Below are 16025 nucleotides of genomic sequence, written 5' to 3'. Positions count from 1 at the left end.
CCCTCCCGTTGCGCGCCCAGCCTTATATAGATGCGGACCGTCATCCAAACAGAGGTCCGCGCCGGTCGGCCCGCCGAGGGGGCTGGGTGCGGGTCGGCCGATGGACCGCGCGGGCTCGGGAAACCCCGCGCGATTCACGGATGGCATCCGGCGCAGGAAGGTCCGGCCTCGGCATCGTCGTCAGGTCCGGGCCGGGTGGGGTATCGCCTCCGCGCCCCTTGGGGCGTCCCGGCCGCGCGCGCCGCGCTCGACGCGGAACCAGAGGGCGTAGAGGGCCGGCAGGAACAGGAGGGTCAGCAGGGTCCCGACGCCGACACCGCCGATGAGCACATAGGCCAGCGCCCCCCAGAACACCGAGTGGGTCAGCGGGATGAAGGCCAGCATGGCGGCGGCGGCCGTCAGGATCACGGGCCGTGCCCGGCGCACCGTGGATTCCACGATCGCATCGTAATCCCCCAGGCCCGCCGCCTGGTCGTGGTGGATCTGGTCCACCAAAATCAGGGTGTTGCGCATCAGGATTCCCGACAGAGCGATCAGCCCGAGGATCGCGTTGAAGCCGAAGGGCTGGTGGAAAAGCAGCAGGGTCGGTGCTGCGCCCACCAGGCCCAGCGGGGCGGTGGCGAAGACCATGAACATGGTGGCGAACGAGCGGACCTGGATCATGATGACGGTGAGCGTCACGATCAGCATGATCGGGAACACCGCCACCAGGGACATCATCGCCTTCTCGCTCTCCTCCACCGCGCCCGCCGTGTCGATCCGGTAACCCGGCGGGAGCTTGGCCCTGATGGAGGCCAGCAGCGGGACGATCTGAGCGTGGATGTCCGGCGGCTGCCTGCCGTCGAGGACGTCGCCCTGCACGCGGATGTAGGTCTCGCGGTTGTAGCGCTTGAGCACCGCGTCCTCGGTCCGACTCTGCAGGCGCGCCACCTGCGAGACCGGCACCTGGCGTCCGTCGCGGGTGGCCAGGGTCAGGTCGCCGATCTCGCCGAGGGAACGCCGCTCGGGGCCTGGGCTGCGCAGCAGCACGTCGACGGAGCGCAGGTTCTCGCGCATCTGAGTGGCAGGCGTGCCGTTGAGGTAGCTCTGCAGCTGCTGGCCGGCCTCCTTCGGGGTCAGACCGATCAGGCGCAGGCGTTCCTGGTCGAAGGCGAGGTGCAGGTTCGGGGTCTTGTCGCCCCAATCGAGATGGACGAGGAGCATGTTGGGATTGGCCGCCATCACCCCCCGGACCTCCTCGGCGATGCCGCGGATGACGTCGAGGTCGGGCCCTACCACCCGGAAGGCGACCGGGAAGCGGATCGGCGGACCGAACACGATCTGGAGCACGCGCACGCGGGCCTCCGGGAAGCCGCCGTCCTCGACGAGCTTGCGCACCTTGCCGCGAAGGGCGTCGCGGCTCTGGGCGTCGCACGTCTGCACCACGATCTGCGCGAAGGCCGGATCGGGCAGTTCGGGGTCGAAGGAGAGCACGAAGCGGGGCATGCCCTGGCCGATATAGCTCGTGATCTCGCCGGCTTCCGGCAGATCGCGCACCGCTGCCTCGATTCGCTTGACGCTGGCCTCCGTCGTCCCGAAGGCCGAACCCGCCGGCAGCGTCACCTCGACGATGAGTTCGGGCCGCTCGGAGTTCGGAAAGAACTGCTGCTCGACGCGTCCCATCGCCACCACCGCGAGCCCGAACAGGCCCACGGTGATGCCGGCGGCGATCCACTTGTGGTCGACTGACATCCGCACGAGGCGGCGCAGGCGCTCGTAGTTCCTCGTGGCGTAGATCGCCTCGTGCCCGCCCTCCACGCGTTTGATGTCCGGCAGCAGCTTGACGCCGAGATAGGGCGTGAAGGTCACGGCCACGAGCCAGGAGATGATCAGCGAGAAGGCCACCACCCAGAAGATGTTGCCGGCGTATTCGCCCGCCGTGGAGGCCGCAAAGCCCACCGGCAGGAACCCCGCGATGGTCACCAGGGTGCCGGTGAGCATCGGCGCGGCCGTGGCGCTCCAGGCATGGGTCGCCGCCGCGATGCGGTCGGCGCCTTCCTCCATGCGCACCACCATCATCTCGATGGCGATGATGGCGTCGTCGACGAGGAGTCCCAGCGAGATGATGAGGGCGCCGAGGGTGATGCGGTCGAAGTCGCGCCCCGTCACCATCATCACCACGAACACCGCCGAGAGGGTGAGCGGCACGGCCAGCGCGACCACGATGCCGACCCGGAAGCCGAGGGCCACCAGGGAGACGAAGATCACCACGCCGAGCGCGGTGAAGAACTTGACCATGAACTCGTGGATGGCCTCGTCGATGACCTTGGCCTGATCGGTGATCTTGGTGAAGCCGATGCCCAATGGGGTCTCGTGGTGGATCGCCACCTCCTCGGCGTTGAGCGCCCGGCCGAGCGTGAGTCCGTTGAAGCCGGGCTTCATCACGAGGCCGAGCATCAGGGCCGGCTCGCCGTCGTTACGGATCTCGAAGGTCCTCGGATCCTCGTAGCCGCGCTTGACCTCGGCGATGTCGCCGAGCTTGAGGCTGCGGTCGCCGACCGCCACGGGCAGGTCGCGGATCGCGTCGAGCCCGTCGATGGCCCCGTCGAGGCGCAGATACACGCGCGGACCCATTGCCTCGACGAAGCCGGCCGGAGTCACGTCGTTCTGGTTGCCCAGCGCGGCGAGGAGTTGTTGGCCGGTGATGCCGAGGGTCGCCAGGCGCTGATAGGAGATCTCGACGAAGATCTTCTGGGCCTGCTCGCCCAGGATGTTGATCTTCTCGACGCCCGGCACCCGCAACAGGCGCTGGCGCAGGTCCTCGGCGCGCAGCACCAACTGGCGGTGCGGCAGGCCCTTGGCCTGCACGGCGTAGAGGGCGAAGTAGATATCCGAGAACTCGTCGTTGAAGAGCGGCCCCAGCACCCCGCGCGGCAGGCTGGCGGCTTGGTCGGAGAGCTTCTTACGGGTCTGGTAGAATTCCGATTGGAGCTTGGCCGGGGGCATCGAATCCTTGAAGATGACCTTGGTCACCATCAGGCCGGGGCGCACCGTGGTCTCGGCCCGGTCGTAGTAGACGAGTTCCTGCAGGCGCTTCTCCAGGGGGTCGGCGACCTGGCGCTGCATCTCCTCCGCCGTGGCGCCGGGCCAGGCGGCCGAGACCGTCATGACCTTCACGGTGAAGGCCGGATCCTCGCCGCGCCCGAGCTTCTCGAACGCGAAGAATCCCGCCCCCGTGAGCGCGAGCAGCAGGAACAGGGTGACCGCCCGCTCGCGGACGGCCAGGGCGGAGAGATTGAAGCCGCTCATCGCACCACCTCAATCATGCTGGTGGGCGCTTGCACTTGGCCAGCGGGCGCTTGCTTTTGGCTTGCCGGCGCTTGGCGCACCTTCTGGTCGGGCTTGAGGAGATGGGCGCCGAGGGCCACGATCCGGTCTCCGGGGTTCAGGCCGGCGACGATCTCGGCGCGCTCCTCGCCCATGCGGGCGACCTGCACGGCCTGCGGACGCACGGTCCCGCTGGCGGCGTCGTAGCGCCAGACGGCGGTGCCGCTCCCCTGGTCGAACAGGGCGCCGAGGGGCACCTCCACGCTGGCGGTGCGGACCACCGCGCGCGCCTTGATCTGCAGGGTGACGGTGGCGCCGAGCGGCGCGGCCTCGCCGCCGCCAGAGAGGATGTAGCGCGCCCGGTAGGTGCGGGTGGCCGGATCGGTGATGGCGGAGAGTTCGCGCAGGCGCACCGGGTAGGTCGCCGCACCCTCGGCGTAGAGGGTGGCGGAGGCCTCGCCCTCGGCGGCACGGCGGCTGCCCTCCGGCAGGAACACCTCCGCCTCGCGCGCGCCGTCGCGGGCGAGCTTGACCACGGTCTGGCCGGCCGCGACCACCTGGCCCGGCTCGGCGGGCACCTCCATGACGACGCCGTCGGCATCGGCCTGGAGTTCGGCATAGCCGGCCTGGTTCTGGATCTGGCTGGCCTGGGCCTCGGCACTGGCGAACTGGGCGATGGCGGCATCGGCCGCGCCCTTGTTCTGGTCGTAGGTCTGCCGGGAGGTCCAGCCGTCTGCCACGAGCCGGCGGCTGCGCTCCTCGTCGGCCCTGGCCTTGATCATCTGGGCGCGGGCCGCCTCGACGGAGGCGCGGGCGGCGTTGAGCGCGAGGGTGAAGTCGGTGCGGTCGAGACGCATCAGAGGCTGGCCGAGGCGCACGCGGTCGCCCGGATCGACGAGGCGCTCGAAAATCTTACCGCCGACCCGGAAGCCGAGATTGCTCTCGGTGCGGGCCCGGATCACGCCGGTGTAGCGCGAGACCGCGCCGGGGCCGGGGGCGACCTCGGCGACCTGGACCAGGGGCGGCTCCGACGTCACGGCCGTCTCCGCCGGAGAGCAGGCCGCCAGGGTGAGCGTGGCGAGCCCGGGCGCGAACCATTTCTGCATGACGCATCCTCCGCAGCCGGACATCCGCCGCTTTAAGATTACGAACATAATCTATTTTGGCGTCGGGCTACGGTCAAGCGCTGCCGGAGGGGCCGTTGTGCGAGGAAGCACAAGGCCGGGCGACGGCGCGCGCCGTCCCGGTTCGGCTCAGTCCGCGGCGGCGCGGCGTAGCCCGGATCGCTCCGACGAACCGGAGGTCTCACCGGTTGCGGGCCGCACCACCAGGGAGGCCAGGATCACCGCCATGAAGAAGAGAAAATACTGATTCACCGAGAGCTCCTCGAACATCATCGAGGGCACCAGGAACAAGGCGCTGTAGGCGACGAACGGGCCTGCCGCATCGGGGGCGTGGGCGATCCGCACAAGGCCAGCGATGAGGAGAAGGGCGACGGCGACGCCGCTCTGGAGGGCGAGGGAGATGAAGCCGTTATGCGGCGTCACCAGCCCGGTGAGGGCGCGGAGTTCGTCGCGCCGGGCGACCTCGCCGACGCCGAACGGGTACTCGGCCACGAGTTGGAGGGCGGTCAGGCCGGAGATGAAGCGCTCGTCGGCATTGCCGGAGACGTTGCCGTCGCCGGTGAACCGGGTTTCGATCGACTGCGCCAGCTTCTGGGGCAGGAGAGGGATTTCGCCCGTCATCGAGAAGGCCACGAGGAGGATGCCGAGCACGCTGAGCACGGGCAGCACGACTTGGAGCCGGATGCTCCGGCGCATCAGCACCAGCAGGATCAGCACCGGCATGAACAGTCCGGAACGGTTGTTGGTCAGGGGGAAGCTCGCCAGGAGGGCGGCAAAGTACCCGAGGTAGATCAGGTTCAGGCGGGTGCGCAGGCTGAGCAGGAGGGCCGCGGCCCCGCCCAGCGCGAAGACGTGGCCGGTCTCGTTGCCGGAGGCCCAGAGGCCGCCCTGCTTGTCTTCCACGAAGAGCTTCAATTCCTCGTCGAGGCCGTCGGTCGGGACCCCGAGGCCGAAGCGGTCCAGGGGCAGCCCGGAGGAGGCGAGCAGCAGGACGACGAGCGAGCCGGCGAGGCCCGCGAGCAGCCCCCAGCAGAAGGCGTTCTCCAGGCTCCGGTCGCGGAACATGACGAGCAGGATCATCGCCAGCACGAAGTACAGCAGCAGCACCAGGGTCAGGTAGACGTCGCCGGCCTGGATCTGTGCCTTCAGCACCAGCGAGAGCGCGATCAGGATGCCGATGGCGGCCATGGGCGCGGCCCGGCGCAGGCCCTCGGCGATCACGGCGCGGCGCAGGCCGAACCATGGGATCAGCAGGAAGGGCAAGAGGTCCGACAGGCGCTGGAACGGCAGTCCGAAGCTCGAGGTCAGCACGTTGAGCTGCAGGGCGACCCCGAGCAGGAACACGGCTGCGCGGTCGGCCGCGAGCGGCACCGCCCGCGCCTCCACCCTCCCGGCCGCCACCGGCCCCGCTGGTTCCGTCATCGTCCCGGAGCCTTTCGCATGTCCGCCGTCCGCCCGGCCGGGCACCTGCCCCCGGCGCGCAGTCTCGCGCGCAAAGGTTTGCGAAGCGTGCAGGCGCCCGGAGGCCGCCGGTTCAGGCGCCGCGGCGGACGAAGAAGCCGAGGGCCGAGCGCACGGTCGGACGCAGGAAGACAAGGGCGAGGGCGCCGTAGGCCAGCATGCCGAGGGTCACGCAGGCGATGAGTCCGAGGCGGTCGCCGAGGGCGTCGTGGATCGGCTCTTGGACGAGCAGGACCAGGGCCGCCATGGCGCCGGCGCAGGCGGTGGCGGGCAACAGCACTCCGACGAGCCGCCCGTTGCTCACGGGCACGAAGCGCCCGGCCCGCAGGACGATCAGCGGCGAGAACAGGTAGGCCCGGACCACGTGGCCGATCACAAGGGCGGGAAGGCCGAAGGGCCCGGTGAGGATCGCCGCCACGGCGCCGAGGCCGAACTGGGCGCCGGCGAGCTTCAGGGCGGTGCCGCTGCGCCCCAGCGCCGTGAAGATCATCCACAACATGGAGGTGACCACGAATTCCGGGGCCAGCAGGGACAGGATGCGCAGGACCGGCGCCGCGTCGTGCCACTGGTCGCCGAACAGGAACGGGATCAGCGTCGGGGCCACCGCGGCCATGCCGAAGAAGGCCGGCAGCGCCAGGAAGGCGGAGGTCCGGGTGAAGTCGTGGAAGGCGGCGGCGAGGTCGGCCGGCCGGTCCTGCAGGCGGGCATAGGTGGTGAGCCCCACCGCCGAGAACGGGATGACGGCGACCTGGCTGACGAGGTCGATGCAGCGCCAGGCGAGGCGCAGGTGGCCGACATCGGCGGTCGACAGGAAGTAGGCGGCGATCACCTCCTGGCTGCGGATCGAGAAGACCAGCAGCAGGTTGGTGGAGAAGACTCGCGAGCCGAAGGCGATCTGGCGGCGCGCTGCTGGGACGTCCAGGCGCCGGGCCGGGACCCAGGGCATCGCTGCCCAGGTCAGGAGCGTGGTCGCGCCGGTGGCGACGAGGCGTTGCACCACGAGGCTCCAGACCCCGTAATCCGCGAGCGCCAGCGCCAGGGCGGCGGCGCCCCCGAGGAGGTTCGCGCCCAGCGCCCGGAGGGCGAGCTTGCGAAAGCCGAAGCTGCGCTGGAGCCGTGCCTCGTGGATCGCCCCCAGGGCCGAGATCACGAAGCAGGCGGAGAGCGCGCAGAGGGCCGGGCGCAGCTCGGGCAGGTCCAGCAGCCAGGCGATCGGCCAGGACAGCCCGACGAGGGCCGCCGCGTAGACGACGCTGGAAACCAGCGTCACCCAGAAGGCGGTGGCGGCGAAGTCCTCGTCGAGGTCCGCCCGCTGGACCACCGCGTCGGGCAGGCCGCCGCGGGCGACGATCTGCAGGATGTCGATGAAGACGGCCGCGACAGCGACGAGGCCGAACTCGGCGGGCTCGATCAGCCGGGCGAGGACCAGGAACACCCCGAAGCTGAGGACGACGTTGCCGACGGAGGCCAAAGCCACCCAGCGGGCCGCCGCGAAGGAGCGGCCCGAGACGTCCGGTTCGTCGGTGACGCCGAGGGAGGCCGGCGCGATCGCGGCCTGTCCCGGAAGCAGTGCGGTGGCGCTCACGCGCGGTCGGCCCGGCGCTCGTCCACGAGCTCGGCGTAGAGGTCGAGATACTTCTCGGCCACCCGCTCGGAAGTCGATTCCCGGATGACGTGCTGGAAGCTGCGCTCGTCCGGCAGTCCGACGCGCCCGCGGGCGATCACCGCCCGGAGGCGGTCGGCGAGTTCGGCCTCGTTGCCCGGCGCGAACAGCCATTCGGCGTTGTCCTCGCCGATCAGCTCGGGGATGCCGCCAGAGGCCGCGCCGATCACCGGCACGCCCATGACATAGGCCTCGTAGATCGTCCGCGGCGAGGGCTCGGCCCAGAACGAGGGCACGACGAGCACGTCGATCTCGCTGAGGAAATCCGCGGGCTTGGCCCAGCCCACGAACTCGATCGGCAGGCCCTCGGCCTGCGCCTTGAACCGGTCGATCGAGTCGTCCATCGCCTGGCCGGCCACGAGGCAGCGCCAGTCGCCGGGGCCGACCGATCGGAACGCGTCCACGAGGGTGCCGACCCCCTTCTCGACGTTGATGCGGCCGAGATAGCCGAAGGTCATCGGCCGGCCGGTGCGATCAATCCGCCGCCGCGCCTCCGGGTCGCCGTCCGGGACCGTGCAGGAATAGTAGATCACCCGCCGGCGCTCCGGCGCGAGGTGGCGGAACAGGCCGTGATTCACATGGGTCTTCAGAATCTCGGTCCCGACGCTCACCACGGCCCCCACCGCGCGGTTGGTGATCTGCTTGGTGGCGTTCACCACCTTGCAGCCGAGGTGCCAGTGCGTGCAGGGCTTGCCATGCCGGAACATCGCGGCGTTGCCGCAGATCAGGTCGTACTCGCAGACCGTGTGGACGATCGGGATGCCGCGCTTGGCCGCCTCGCGCCAGACCAGGGTCGAAACGTCGAGGAGCGAGTGCGTGTTGACGATATCGGGTCGGAAATCGTCGAGGACACGGCCGAACTCGGCGGCGATGGCGAAATTCCACTGCTGCTTCAGCTTCGCCCAGGTGCGGCCGACCCGGGTCGCCTTCGGCCAGTCCTCCAGCCAGAAGTCGTTGTTGTGGGCCATGCGGTAGACCGTGACGCCGTTGCGCACGGTCTTGGGCTCGGCCTCGCGGGCGATGCAGGCCGCCGCCACCGTGTGGCCGGCCGCCACCAGTTCCTCGGCGAGGTGCTCCACCGAGCGCTCGGCGCCGCCGACGATGTAGGGCGGATAGAGTGCGCTGAGATGCAGGATGCGCAGTGGGCCGGTCGCGGCGGTCCGGGCAGCGCCGTCCGCGCCGCGCACCTCGACGGCCGGGGCCGACGCCGGTTCCAGCCGGGCGCGGGCGAGGGTCGTCATCTCGGAAGCGGTCATCACGGAAGCGGTCATGGTCGGCACTCGTCGAGATGCGGTAGCTCGGAGAAAGCCGCCGGCGGAAGGGGATGGGCGCTGACGGCCGGGCGGGCGCGGACGGCGGCGTAGAGGTCGAGATAGGCGACGGCGACGGCGACGGGGTCGGTGCCGTCCCGGACGGCCCCGGCGCGGGACAGGCCCTCGGGGAGACGGTCCGGTGCGGCGACGAGCCGGGCCATCGCGGCGGCGAGCGCCGGAGCGTCGCCGGGAGGCACGAGCCAGGGACCGGGGCCGACCTGCTCGCCGATCCCGCCCACGGCGGTGCCGATCACCGGCACGCCGCGACCATAGGCTTCGGCCACCGTCCGGCCGAACGCCTCCGGCCAGACCGGCGGGACGACGAGGCAGTCGATGGCATCGAGGAAGGCATCCTTGTCGGCATAGCCCACAAACGTTACCGGCAACCCCTCCGCCAGGGCGCGATAGCGCTCGAGCCCGTCGGCGGCCCGGCCGGCGACGACGAGGCGCCAGCCCTCCGGGGGCAGGCGGCGGCAGGCCTCCAGAAGCACGTCGGTGCCCTTGGAGGGCTCGATACGCCCGAGGGAGCCGAACACGACGGGGTCGCCGGGCCGGCGCGGCCGCCGCATCGACGGACCGCCGGCGGCGATCGGGTTCCAGATCACCCGACGCAGCGGCGCGGGCACGTCCGCGAAAAAGCCGGCGGCGACGTGCCGGTCCAGGATGTCGGTGCCGACCGCCGCGACCGCCGCCACCGCGCGCTGGCAGAGGCGGTGGGGCGCCGCGTAGAGCCGGCATTTCAGGTGCTGGCCGGCGCAGGCCCGGCCGTGCCGTGCCATCGCGCCGTTGGTGCACAGGCTGGTGAAATCGTGGAGCGTGTGGACCACCGGAATTCCGAGGCGACGCAGCATCGGCCAGACCGCCGGCGTGATCTCCGAGATCGAGTGGGTATTGACCACGTCCGGGGCGGAGTCGCGGATTGCCGCCTCCATCTGGACGAGGGTGTGCCGGTTCCACTGCGTCGCGAGCTTGTAGCGCAGGCGGTCGAGGCGCCCGTGCCGGGGCCAGTCGAGGCTGTGGAAGGGGGTTCCGTGGCCGGTCCGATAGACGCGGACCCCGTCCTGGAGGGACGGCGCCTCCACCCGGCGCGAGGCGCAGGCCACCGCCACGGCGTGGCCGAGGCCGGCCTGGGTCCGAGCCAGGGTCTCGACCATCAATTCGGCCCCGCCGACCTGCTCGGGAGCGTAGAGGGAGCTAAGGTGCAGGATGCGCATCCGCGGCCTCCCCTGTGGGCATCGGACGGGTGGTCTCGCGCACAGCCTCGAGGAGGACGCTCTCGTAGCGCCGGACCGTCTCGGCCCAGTCGTAGCGGCGGGCATTGGCGTGGCCCCGCGCGATCAGGTCGGCGCGCAGGCCGGGTTCGTGCAGGAGGCGGCGCAGGGCCGCCGCGAGCGCGGACGCGTCGGCCGGATCGAAGGTGAGCGCGCCGGTGCCGGCGATCTCGGGCGTCGCCGAGCGGTCCGAGCACAGCACCGGGCAGCCCAGGGTCTGCGCCTCCAGCACCGGCAGGCAGAAACCTTCGGCGAAGGACGGCACGCACAGGCAGAGGGCGCCCCGGTAGAGGGCGGCCAGGCGGTCCTCGGCAATGTGCGACAGGCGCGTCAGCCGCACCGGTGCCCCGGCCAGGGCGGCCGCGATGGTCTCCTGCGCATCCTCGCCGACATGGACGATGGCGAGGTCCGGATGGGTATGGGAGAGCGCCGCGACGGCCCGCCCCAGGGCGGCGAGGTTCTTGTTATGGGTGGCGTTGCCCACCGCCAGGACGTATGCGCCGAGCGCGGCCTCCGGGTCGAGACCCGACGCCCCGCCGAGCACCGCCGCCGAGGGGACGGTCCGGACCCGGCCGCGCAGGGACGGGTAGAACTCCTCGAGGCTGCCCCGGGTAGTGTCCGAGACCGCGATCACTCGGGCGCTGTTGCCGAGCACCAGCCGGAAGATCAGGTCCGTCGTCAGGGCCTCGCGCCGCCCGGTGCAGTCCGGGATGGTGCGGAAGTAGAGGTCGTGCACGACGCTGACGCGGGCCCGGCCGCCGAAGGCCGCGCCGTAGGGATCGGCGTTCAGCACCACGTCGATGCCTTCGGCCCGGCAAAGCGCCGGGACAGCGAGGACCTGGCGTAGCACGTCGAGGATCATCAGGCGCGGGCGCGCCACGGTGACGACCGCGACCCGGTCGCGGATCGTCTCGGGCAGTTGCGCGCGGGTCCAGGGCGAGCGCAGGACCACCGAGACGTTGCCCCGGTCGAGCAGCCCGGCGATCACCCGGAAGGCAACCAGGGCCACGCCGGATGGGCGGCCGCCGTGCTGGCTCGGCATGTTGACGAGGACGCGGGTCATCGTGGCTCGGCGGCTCCGGAGGAGAGGGATGCCCGGATGGGTCACCCGCGGGCGACGGCCCGGCGGATCAGGGCGGCGAGGTCGTCCTGCATCCGGGCGGCCCCGTAGCGGGCGAGGGCCTGTTCGCGGGCGCGGCGGGTGCGTCCGGCGACAGCGTCCGGCCGCGCCAGGATCTCGGTGAGAGCGGCGGCGATGCGGTCGGGCCGGCGCGGCGGCACCAGGGTGCCGAGGGCGCCCCCGTCGAGGATCTCGGTGGAGGCGCCGGCATCGGTGGCGACCACGGGCACGCCCGCCAGCATCGCCTCCACGAGTGTCCGGCCGAACGGCTCGGGATCGACGGAGGGATGGACCACGGCGTCGACCGCCTGCATCAGGCGAGGCACGTCGCTACGCTGGCCGAGGAAGAGCACCCGGTCGGCGACACCGCGGGACGCCGCGAGGTCGCGCAAGCCCGCCGCATAGGCGTCCTCGCCGAACAGAGCCGAACCCACCACGATGCAGCGCAGGCCCGGCACCTGCGCCAGCGCCTCGATGACGACGTCCTGCCCCTTCCAGGGCGCGAGACGGCTGAACACGCCGATCAGGGGCCCGGCGGGCAGGCCGAGCTCCGCCCGCAGTTCGGTCGCGGGGCGTGGGTCGAGGGTCAGGTCGAGCCCGTTGGGCACCACCGTCACCCGGTCGCGCCGCCCACCGGCCCGCACGAACGCCTCGGCCGCGGCCTGCGAGGGCACGATCACCCGCGCCGCGCAGGCATTCGCGAGCCGGGCCTGGACGATCCGCTGCGCGCGGCCGAAATGGGCGCCGTCGAGGATGTCGTGTAGGTGCCAGATCAGGGGACGGCCGACGAGGCGAGCGGGCAGGGCGGCGAGCAGGAAGGCCTTCTGCGAATTGGCATAGACCACGTCGCTGCCGCGCGCCGCGCGGCCGAGGTCCAGCGCGAGACGGGCGAGGCGCCCGAGCACCGGTAGGGCGCGCAGCGGCGAGACATCCCGGCGCAGGCCCGAGAGGTCGGCGCCCGGTGACGCAAGGCGGATCATTAGGCCGGCCCCTTGCAGGGCCTCGGCGAGCGGGCCACGCTCGAACAGGAAGGCGGCCGAGCCCGGCCAGGCCTGCACGACGTCGCACAGGACGAGTTCGGCCCCCGACATCGTGCCGGTGTGGCTGACGAACAGCACCCGGGGGCTCACGCCACGGGTCTCGGCCGGCACCGTGGTGCTGGTCGGATCGAGGCCGGCGGCGGTGGAGAGCGTCGCGGCCATCAGGCGGCTCCCGCACGGTGCGGCAGGGACAGGGGCATCGCATCGTAAGTCGGCTGGCCGCCGGGCTTCGCCATCGTCATGGCGATGCCGAGGACGGCGCCGCCGGCCTTTCGCAGGCTCGACACGGTCTCGATGGTGTCGGAAAGCTGCGAGCGGCCGTAGCGCGTGCAGCAGAGCACGCCGTCGACGTGGCGGGCGAGCATGCAGGCATCCATCAGCAGGCTGGTCGGCGGGCTGTCGAGGAGCACGAGGTCGTAGCGCCGGCTCCAGCGCAGGAGATGCGCCATGCGGTGACTCATCAGGAGTTCGGTCGAATCCGGCGTCGGCATGCCGGCCGGGATCACGTCGAAGCCGTCCTTGGCGATGACCGCTTCGGCCGCATCGATCTCTCCGCGCAGGATGCCCGCGAGGCCGGCGCTGCGGCCGAGGCCGAGCGACGCCTCGAAGTTCGGACGGCGCAGGTCGCACTCGATCACCAGGACCCGGCGGCCGCTCGCGGCGCTGAGGCCGGCGATGGCGAAGGTGGTGAAGGACTTGCCTTCACGCGGCTTGCCCGAGGTCACCAGGACCGCGCGCGAGCCGTCGCCGCCCGCCAGGAACAGGTGGGCGTGGAGCGTGCGCAGTACGTTGCGCATGCCCGGGTCAGCCTGCGCCCGCTGCAGGGCCTCCGCCAGGGGCAGTTCCCGGCGCCGGTCTGAGAGGCGACCCATCAGGCCGCCGGCATCGAGGCAGGGCAGCTGGGCGAAGACCGGAGCGCCGGTGCCGGCCACGAGTTGGGCGGGCGTCCGGACGCGGCGGTCGGCGTGGTCGCGCAGGAGAGCGGCGCCGGCCGCCAGCACGGTCGCGAGGACGAAGGCGCCGGCGAGGAACGGGACGGGCTTGGGCGAGAACGCCTCCTGCGGCACCTCGGCGAGGCTGACGAGGCGGGTGCTGCCGGTGAGGATGCGCCGCTCGGTCTCCAGCTCGCTCGCCCGCTTCACGAGGTCGGCATAGCGCAGGCGCTTGATCTCGGCGTTGCGGACCATGCCCTCGATCGAGGCCTCGTCGTCCATCGCGGCGGCGGCCTCGGACTTGGCGCTCTCCATCTGGGCGCGAAGGGACCGGGCCAGGGTGTTCGATGCCTCGTAGGTCTTGCGCAGGCCGTCGGCGACATTGGCGAGTTCGCGGTCGATCCGGGCGCGCAGGCTGGCCTGCTCGGTCTGGAGGGCGCGCACGGTGGGGTGGTTCGGACCGAGGAGCGTGCTCTGGTTGGCGAGCTGGGCGCTGACGGTGCTGATCTGCTGCTTCAGGTCGCCCACCGCGCGGCTGGCGAGCACCGCCGGGGCGCTGTCCGAGCCGCGGCGGCGGTCGGCCTCGATCTCCTTGAGGCGCGCGGCGGCATCGGCCTTGGCGGCCTCGGCGGCGGCGAGCTGCTGGCTGATGCCGGTGAGGCGCTCGGCGCTGATCGGCCCGGTGGCGCCCTTCACGAGCCCCTTGCGCCGGCGGAAGGCCTGGATGCGCGCCTCGTCGTCGCGGATCGAGGCGTCGAGTTGCTTGATTTCGGTGAACAGCCAGTCGGTGGCGGCCTTACGGCTCGAAGACTGCGCGTTGCGCTGGTCTTCCAGGAAGGCGTTGATGAGGGCGTTGGCCATCGTCTGCGCCACCTCGGGCAGCGGCGACTTGTAGCCGATGGCGATCACCCGCGAGCGGCCGGCGCTGCCGACCATGTAGCGCTTCTGCAAGTATTCCACGAGGGCGTCGCGATCGCTGCCGAGCTTGGCGCAGACAGCATCCTTCTTCTCGGTGATCCGCTCGGGACGTCCACGCGTCATGGCATGGCGACACTCGGCCATCACCGACTCGGTGAGGCCGCTCTCGGCGGCCAGGCGCATCAGGCGCGGCGAACGGATGACCAAGATCTGGCTCTCGAGATCGGCTGGATCGCCGAGCTTCTGGATCCAGGCCATCGAAGCGTTGTTGGCGCCGGGCTCGGGCTCGGCCACGATGACGGAGCCGCTGGCGACGTACTGGGCCGGTGTCCGGATCAGGAACGCCACGGCGAGCCCGAGAATGGCGACGAAGACGCCGGCGAACAGGATGCGGCGGCGCCAGATCTTCAGGAGCGGCGCCATGAGCGCACCGCCGCGCTCGCGCTCCTGCTCCAGGATGCGCCCGGCGGCCGGAACCCTGTCGGGTATGTCGAGGGCAAGGAGGGACATGGCGCCGCTTCTCAGGAGGCGGCTTCGAGCCGGGGAACGGGCTCGAGCCGGGAGAGGGTGCGCAGACGGGGCTCGCAGGCGGCGCGGTGCATCACGAGTTGCTCGTCGACGAAGCGCGAGAACCGGATGCGGAACAGCTCGGCCGAGAACGGCTCCGCCTGGTTGCGGCAGGCCTCGCGGGAGAAGCTGTCCTCCTGGCGGATGAAATCGCACACGCAGGACGCGATGGCGTCGGGCTCGGGGGTGTCGAAGAACAGGCCGGTGCGGTTCGGCCCGTGGACCTGGACCGTCTCGCGCGCACCGCCGCGGCCGAGGGCCAGCACGGGCGTGCCCTCCGATTGGGCTTCCACCACGATTATTCCGAAATCCTCCTCCGCCGCGAAGACGAAGGCGCGGGCGGTGGCCATGAGACGGCGCAGTTCCTCGTCGGAGACGAAGCCCGCAAAGGAGACGTTCGGGGTCGCGATCGCCTTCAGCCGTTCGGCCTCAGGGCCGGTGCCGGCGACCACGAGGTTGAGGTCGGGCAGCTGCGCGAAGGCGCGCACCACCGCCTCGACGTTCTTGTAGGGCACGAGACGGCTCGCCACCAGGAAGTGGTTGGCGCGCGGTCCGTCGTAGCGCTGGCCCGACAGAGTGACGGGCGGTGGGATCACCTCGGCGCTGCGGCCATAGACCTTATGGATGCGTCGCGCCACGAAACCCGAATTGGCGACGATCGCGTTCGGCCCGGCCGCCGTGCGGTAGTCCCACAGGCGCATGCGATGCAGGACGAGCCGGGCGAGGAGGCCCTTGAGGCCGCTCGTACAGTTGCTCTCGCGCAGGTAGGTGTGCTGGAGGTCCCAGGCGTAGCGCATCGGCGAGTGGACGTAGGAGACGTGCAGCTGGTCGGGCCCGGTGAGCACGCCCTTGGCGACAGCGTAGCTGCTCGAGATGACCAGATCGTAGCTCGAGAGGTCGAATTGCTCGATGGCGAGGGGCATCAGCGGCAGGTAATGCCGGTGCCGCGTCCGCGCGAAGGGCATCCGCTGAATGAAGCTGGTGCGCGACTGAACGTAGCCGAGTTGCAGCCGCGCCGACTCGGGTAGGAAGTCGAACAGCGTGAAGACGTGGGCCTGCGGATAGATCTTCAGCAGTTGCCGAAGCACCTGCTCGGCACCCCCGACCACGTACAACCAGTCGTGAACGATCGCCACACGCATCCGAACCATCCTCGCCGGCACGCCGGACACCGAGTGAATCACTCCTGACGTACGGCCAGAAGAAGGGCCGACCGGAGCCCCACTCCTCCGAACCGAAATACTACGACCAACTCGGACACGGAAGCAGTATCTCAGATGAACAGTACTCAGAGCTAATAGTCTTCCGGT

General features: G+C 71.0%; 10 protein-coding genes. All 10 read right to left on the bottom strand.

Features of this window, described 5'->3' with window-relative positions:
- Nucleotides 1–180: 180 nt before the first annotated feature.
- The 10 genes from ACXJY8_RS10080 to ACXJY8_RS10035 all read right to left on the bottom strand — a co-directional run bounded on the left by ACXJY8_RS10080 (nucleotide 181) and on the right by ACXJY8_RS10035 (nucleotide 15857).
- Nucleotides 181–3288: an efflux RND transporter permease subunit gene (locus ACXJY8_RS10080; RefSeq protein WP_463779511.1), complete on the bottom strand. Its 3108-nt coding sequence runs from the start codon at nucleotides 3286–3288 to the stop codon at nucleotides 181–183.
- Complete coding sequence (locus ACXJY8_RS10075) at nucleotides 3285–4412, bottom strand: efflux RND transporter periplasmic adaptor subunit (RefSeq protein WP_463779508.1); 1128 nt, start codon at nucleotides 4410–4412, stop codon at nucleotides 3285–3287. The genes ACXJY8_RS10080 and ACXJY8_RS10075 overlap by 4 nt, the downstream gene beginning before the upstream one ends.
- Nucleotides 4413–4559: 147 nt before the next feature.
- On the bottom strand, nucleotides 4560–5852 hold the full coding sequence (locus ACXJY8_RS10070) for an O-antigen ligase family protein (protein WP_463779505.1): 1293 nt from the start codon (nucleotides 5850–5852) through the stop codon (nucleotides 4560–4562).
- Nucleotides 5853–5964: 112 nt separating this feature from the next.
- Nucleotides 5965–7476, bottom strand: coding sequence for a lipopolysaccharide biosynthesis protein (locus ACXJY8_RS10065; protein ID WP_463779502.1), 1512 nt, complete (start codon nucleotides 7474–7476; stop codon nucleotides 5965–5967).
- Nucleotides 7473–8825, bottom strand: coding sequence for a glycosyltransferase family 4 protein (locus ACXJY8_RS10060; protein WP_463779499.1), 1353 nt, complete (start codon nucleotides 8823–8825; stop codon nucleotides 7473–7475). Before ACXJY8_RS10060 ends, ACXJY8_RS10065 begins: the two co-directional genes overlap by 4 nt.
- The gene (locus ACXJY8_RS10055; RefSeq protein ID WP_463779496.1) at nucleotides 8822–10081 is read right to left on the bottom strand and encodes a glycosyltransferase family 4 protein; all 1260 of its coding nucleotides are present in this window, start codon (nucleotides 10079–10081) and stop codon (nucleotides 8822–8824) included. Before ACXJY8_RS10055 ends, ACXJY8_RS10060 begins: the two co-directional genes overlap by 4 nt.
- The gene (locus ACXJY8_RS10050) at nucleotides 10062–11201 is read right to left on the bottom strand and encodes a glycosyltransferase family 4 protein (protein ID WP_463779493.1); all 1140 of its coding nucleotides are present in this window, start codon (nucleotides 11199–11201) and stop codon (nucleotides 10062–10064) included. Before ACXJY8_RS10050 ends, ACXJY8_RS10055 begins: the two co-directional genes overlap by 20 nt.
- A gap of 41 nt (nucleotides 11202–11242) precedes the next feature.
- Nucleotides 11243–12349, bottom strand: a complete 1107-nt coding sequence (locus ACXJY8_RS10045; protein WP_463780513.1) for a glycosyltransferase family 4 protein — start codon at nucleotides 12347–12349, stop codon at nucleotides 11243–11245.
- A gap of 110 nt (nucleotides 12350–12459) precedes the next feature.
- Nucleotides 12460–14658, bottom strand: coding sequence for a GumC family protein (locus ACXJY8_RS10040; protein WP_463779491.1), 2199 nt, complete (start codon nucleotides 14656–14658; stop codon nucleotides 12460–12462).
- An 11-nt stretch (nucleotides 14659–14669) separates the two neighbouring features.
- Nucleotides 14670–15857, bottom strand: coding sequence for a glycosyltransferase (locus tag ACXJY8_RS10035; RefSeq protein WP_463779488.1), 1188 nt, complete (start codon nucleotides 15855–15857; stop codon nucleotides 14670–14672).
- Between the last annotated feature and the right edge of the window lie 168 nt (nucleotides 15858–16025).

It is taken from the genome of Methylobacterium sp. TK31 (assembly GCF_055361545.1).
The sequence above is the reverse complement of the archived record's forward strand: the minus strand, read 5'-3'. Positions and strand labels throughout refer to the sequence as shown.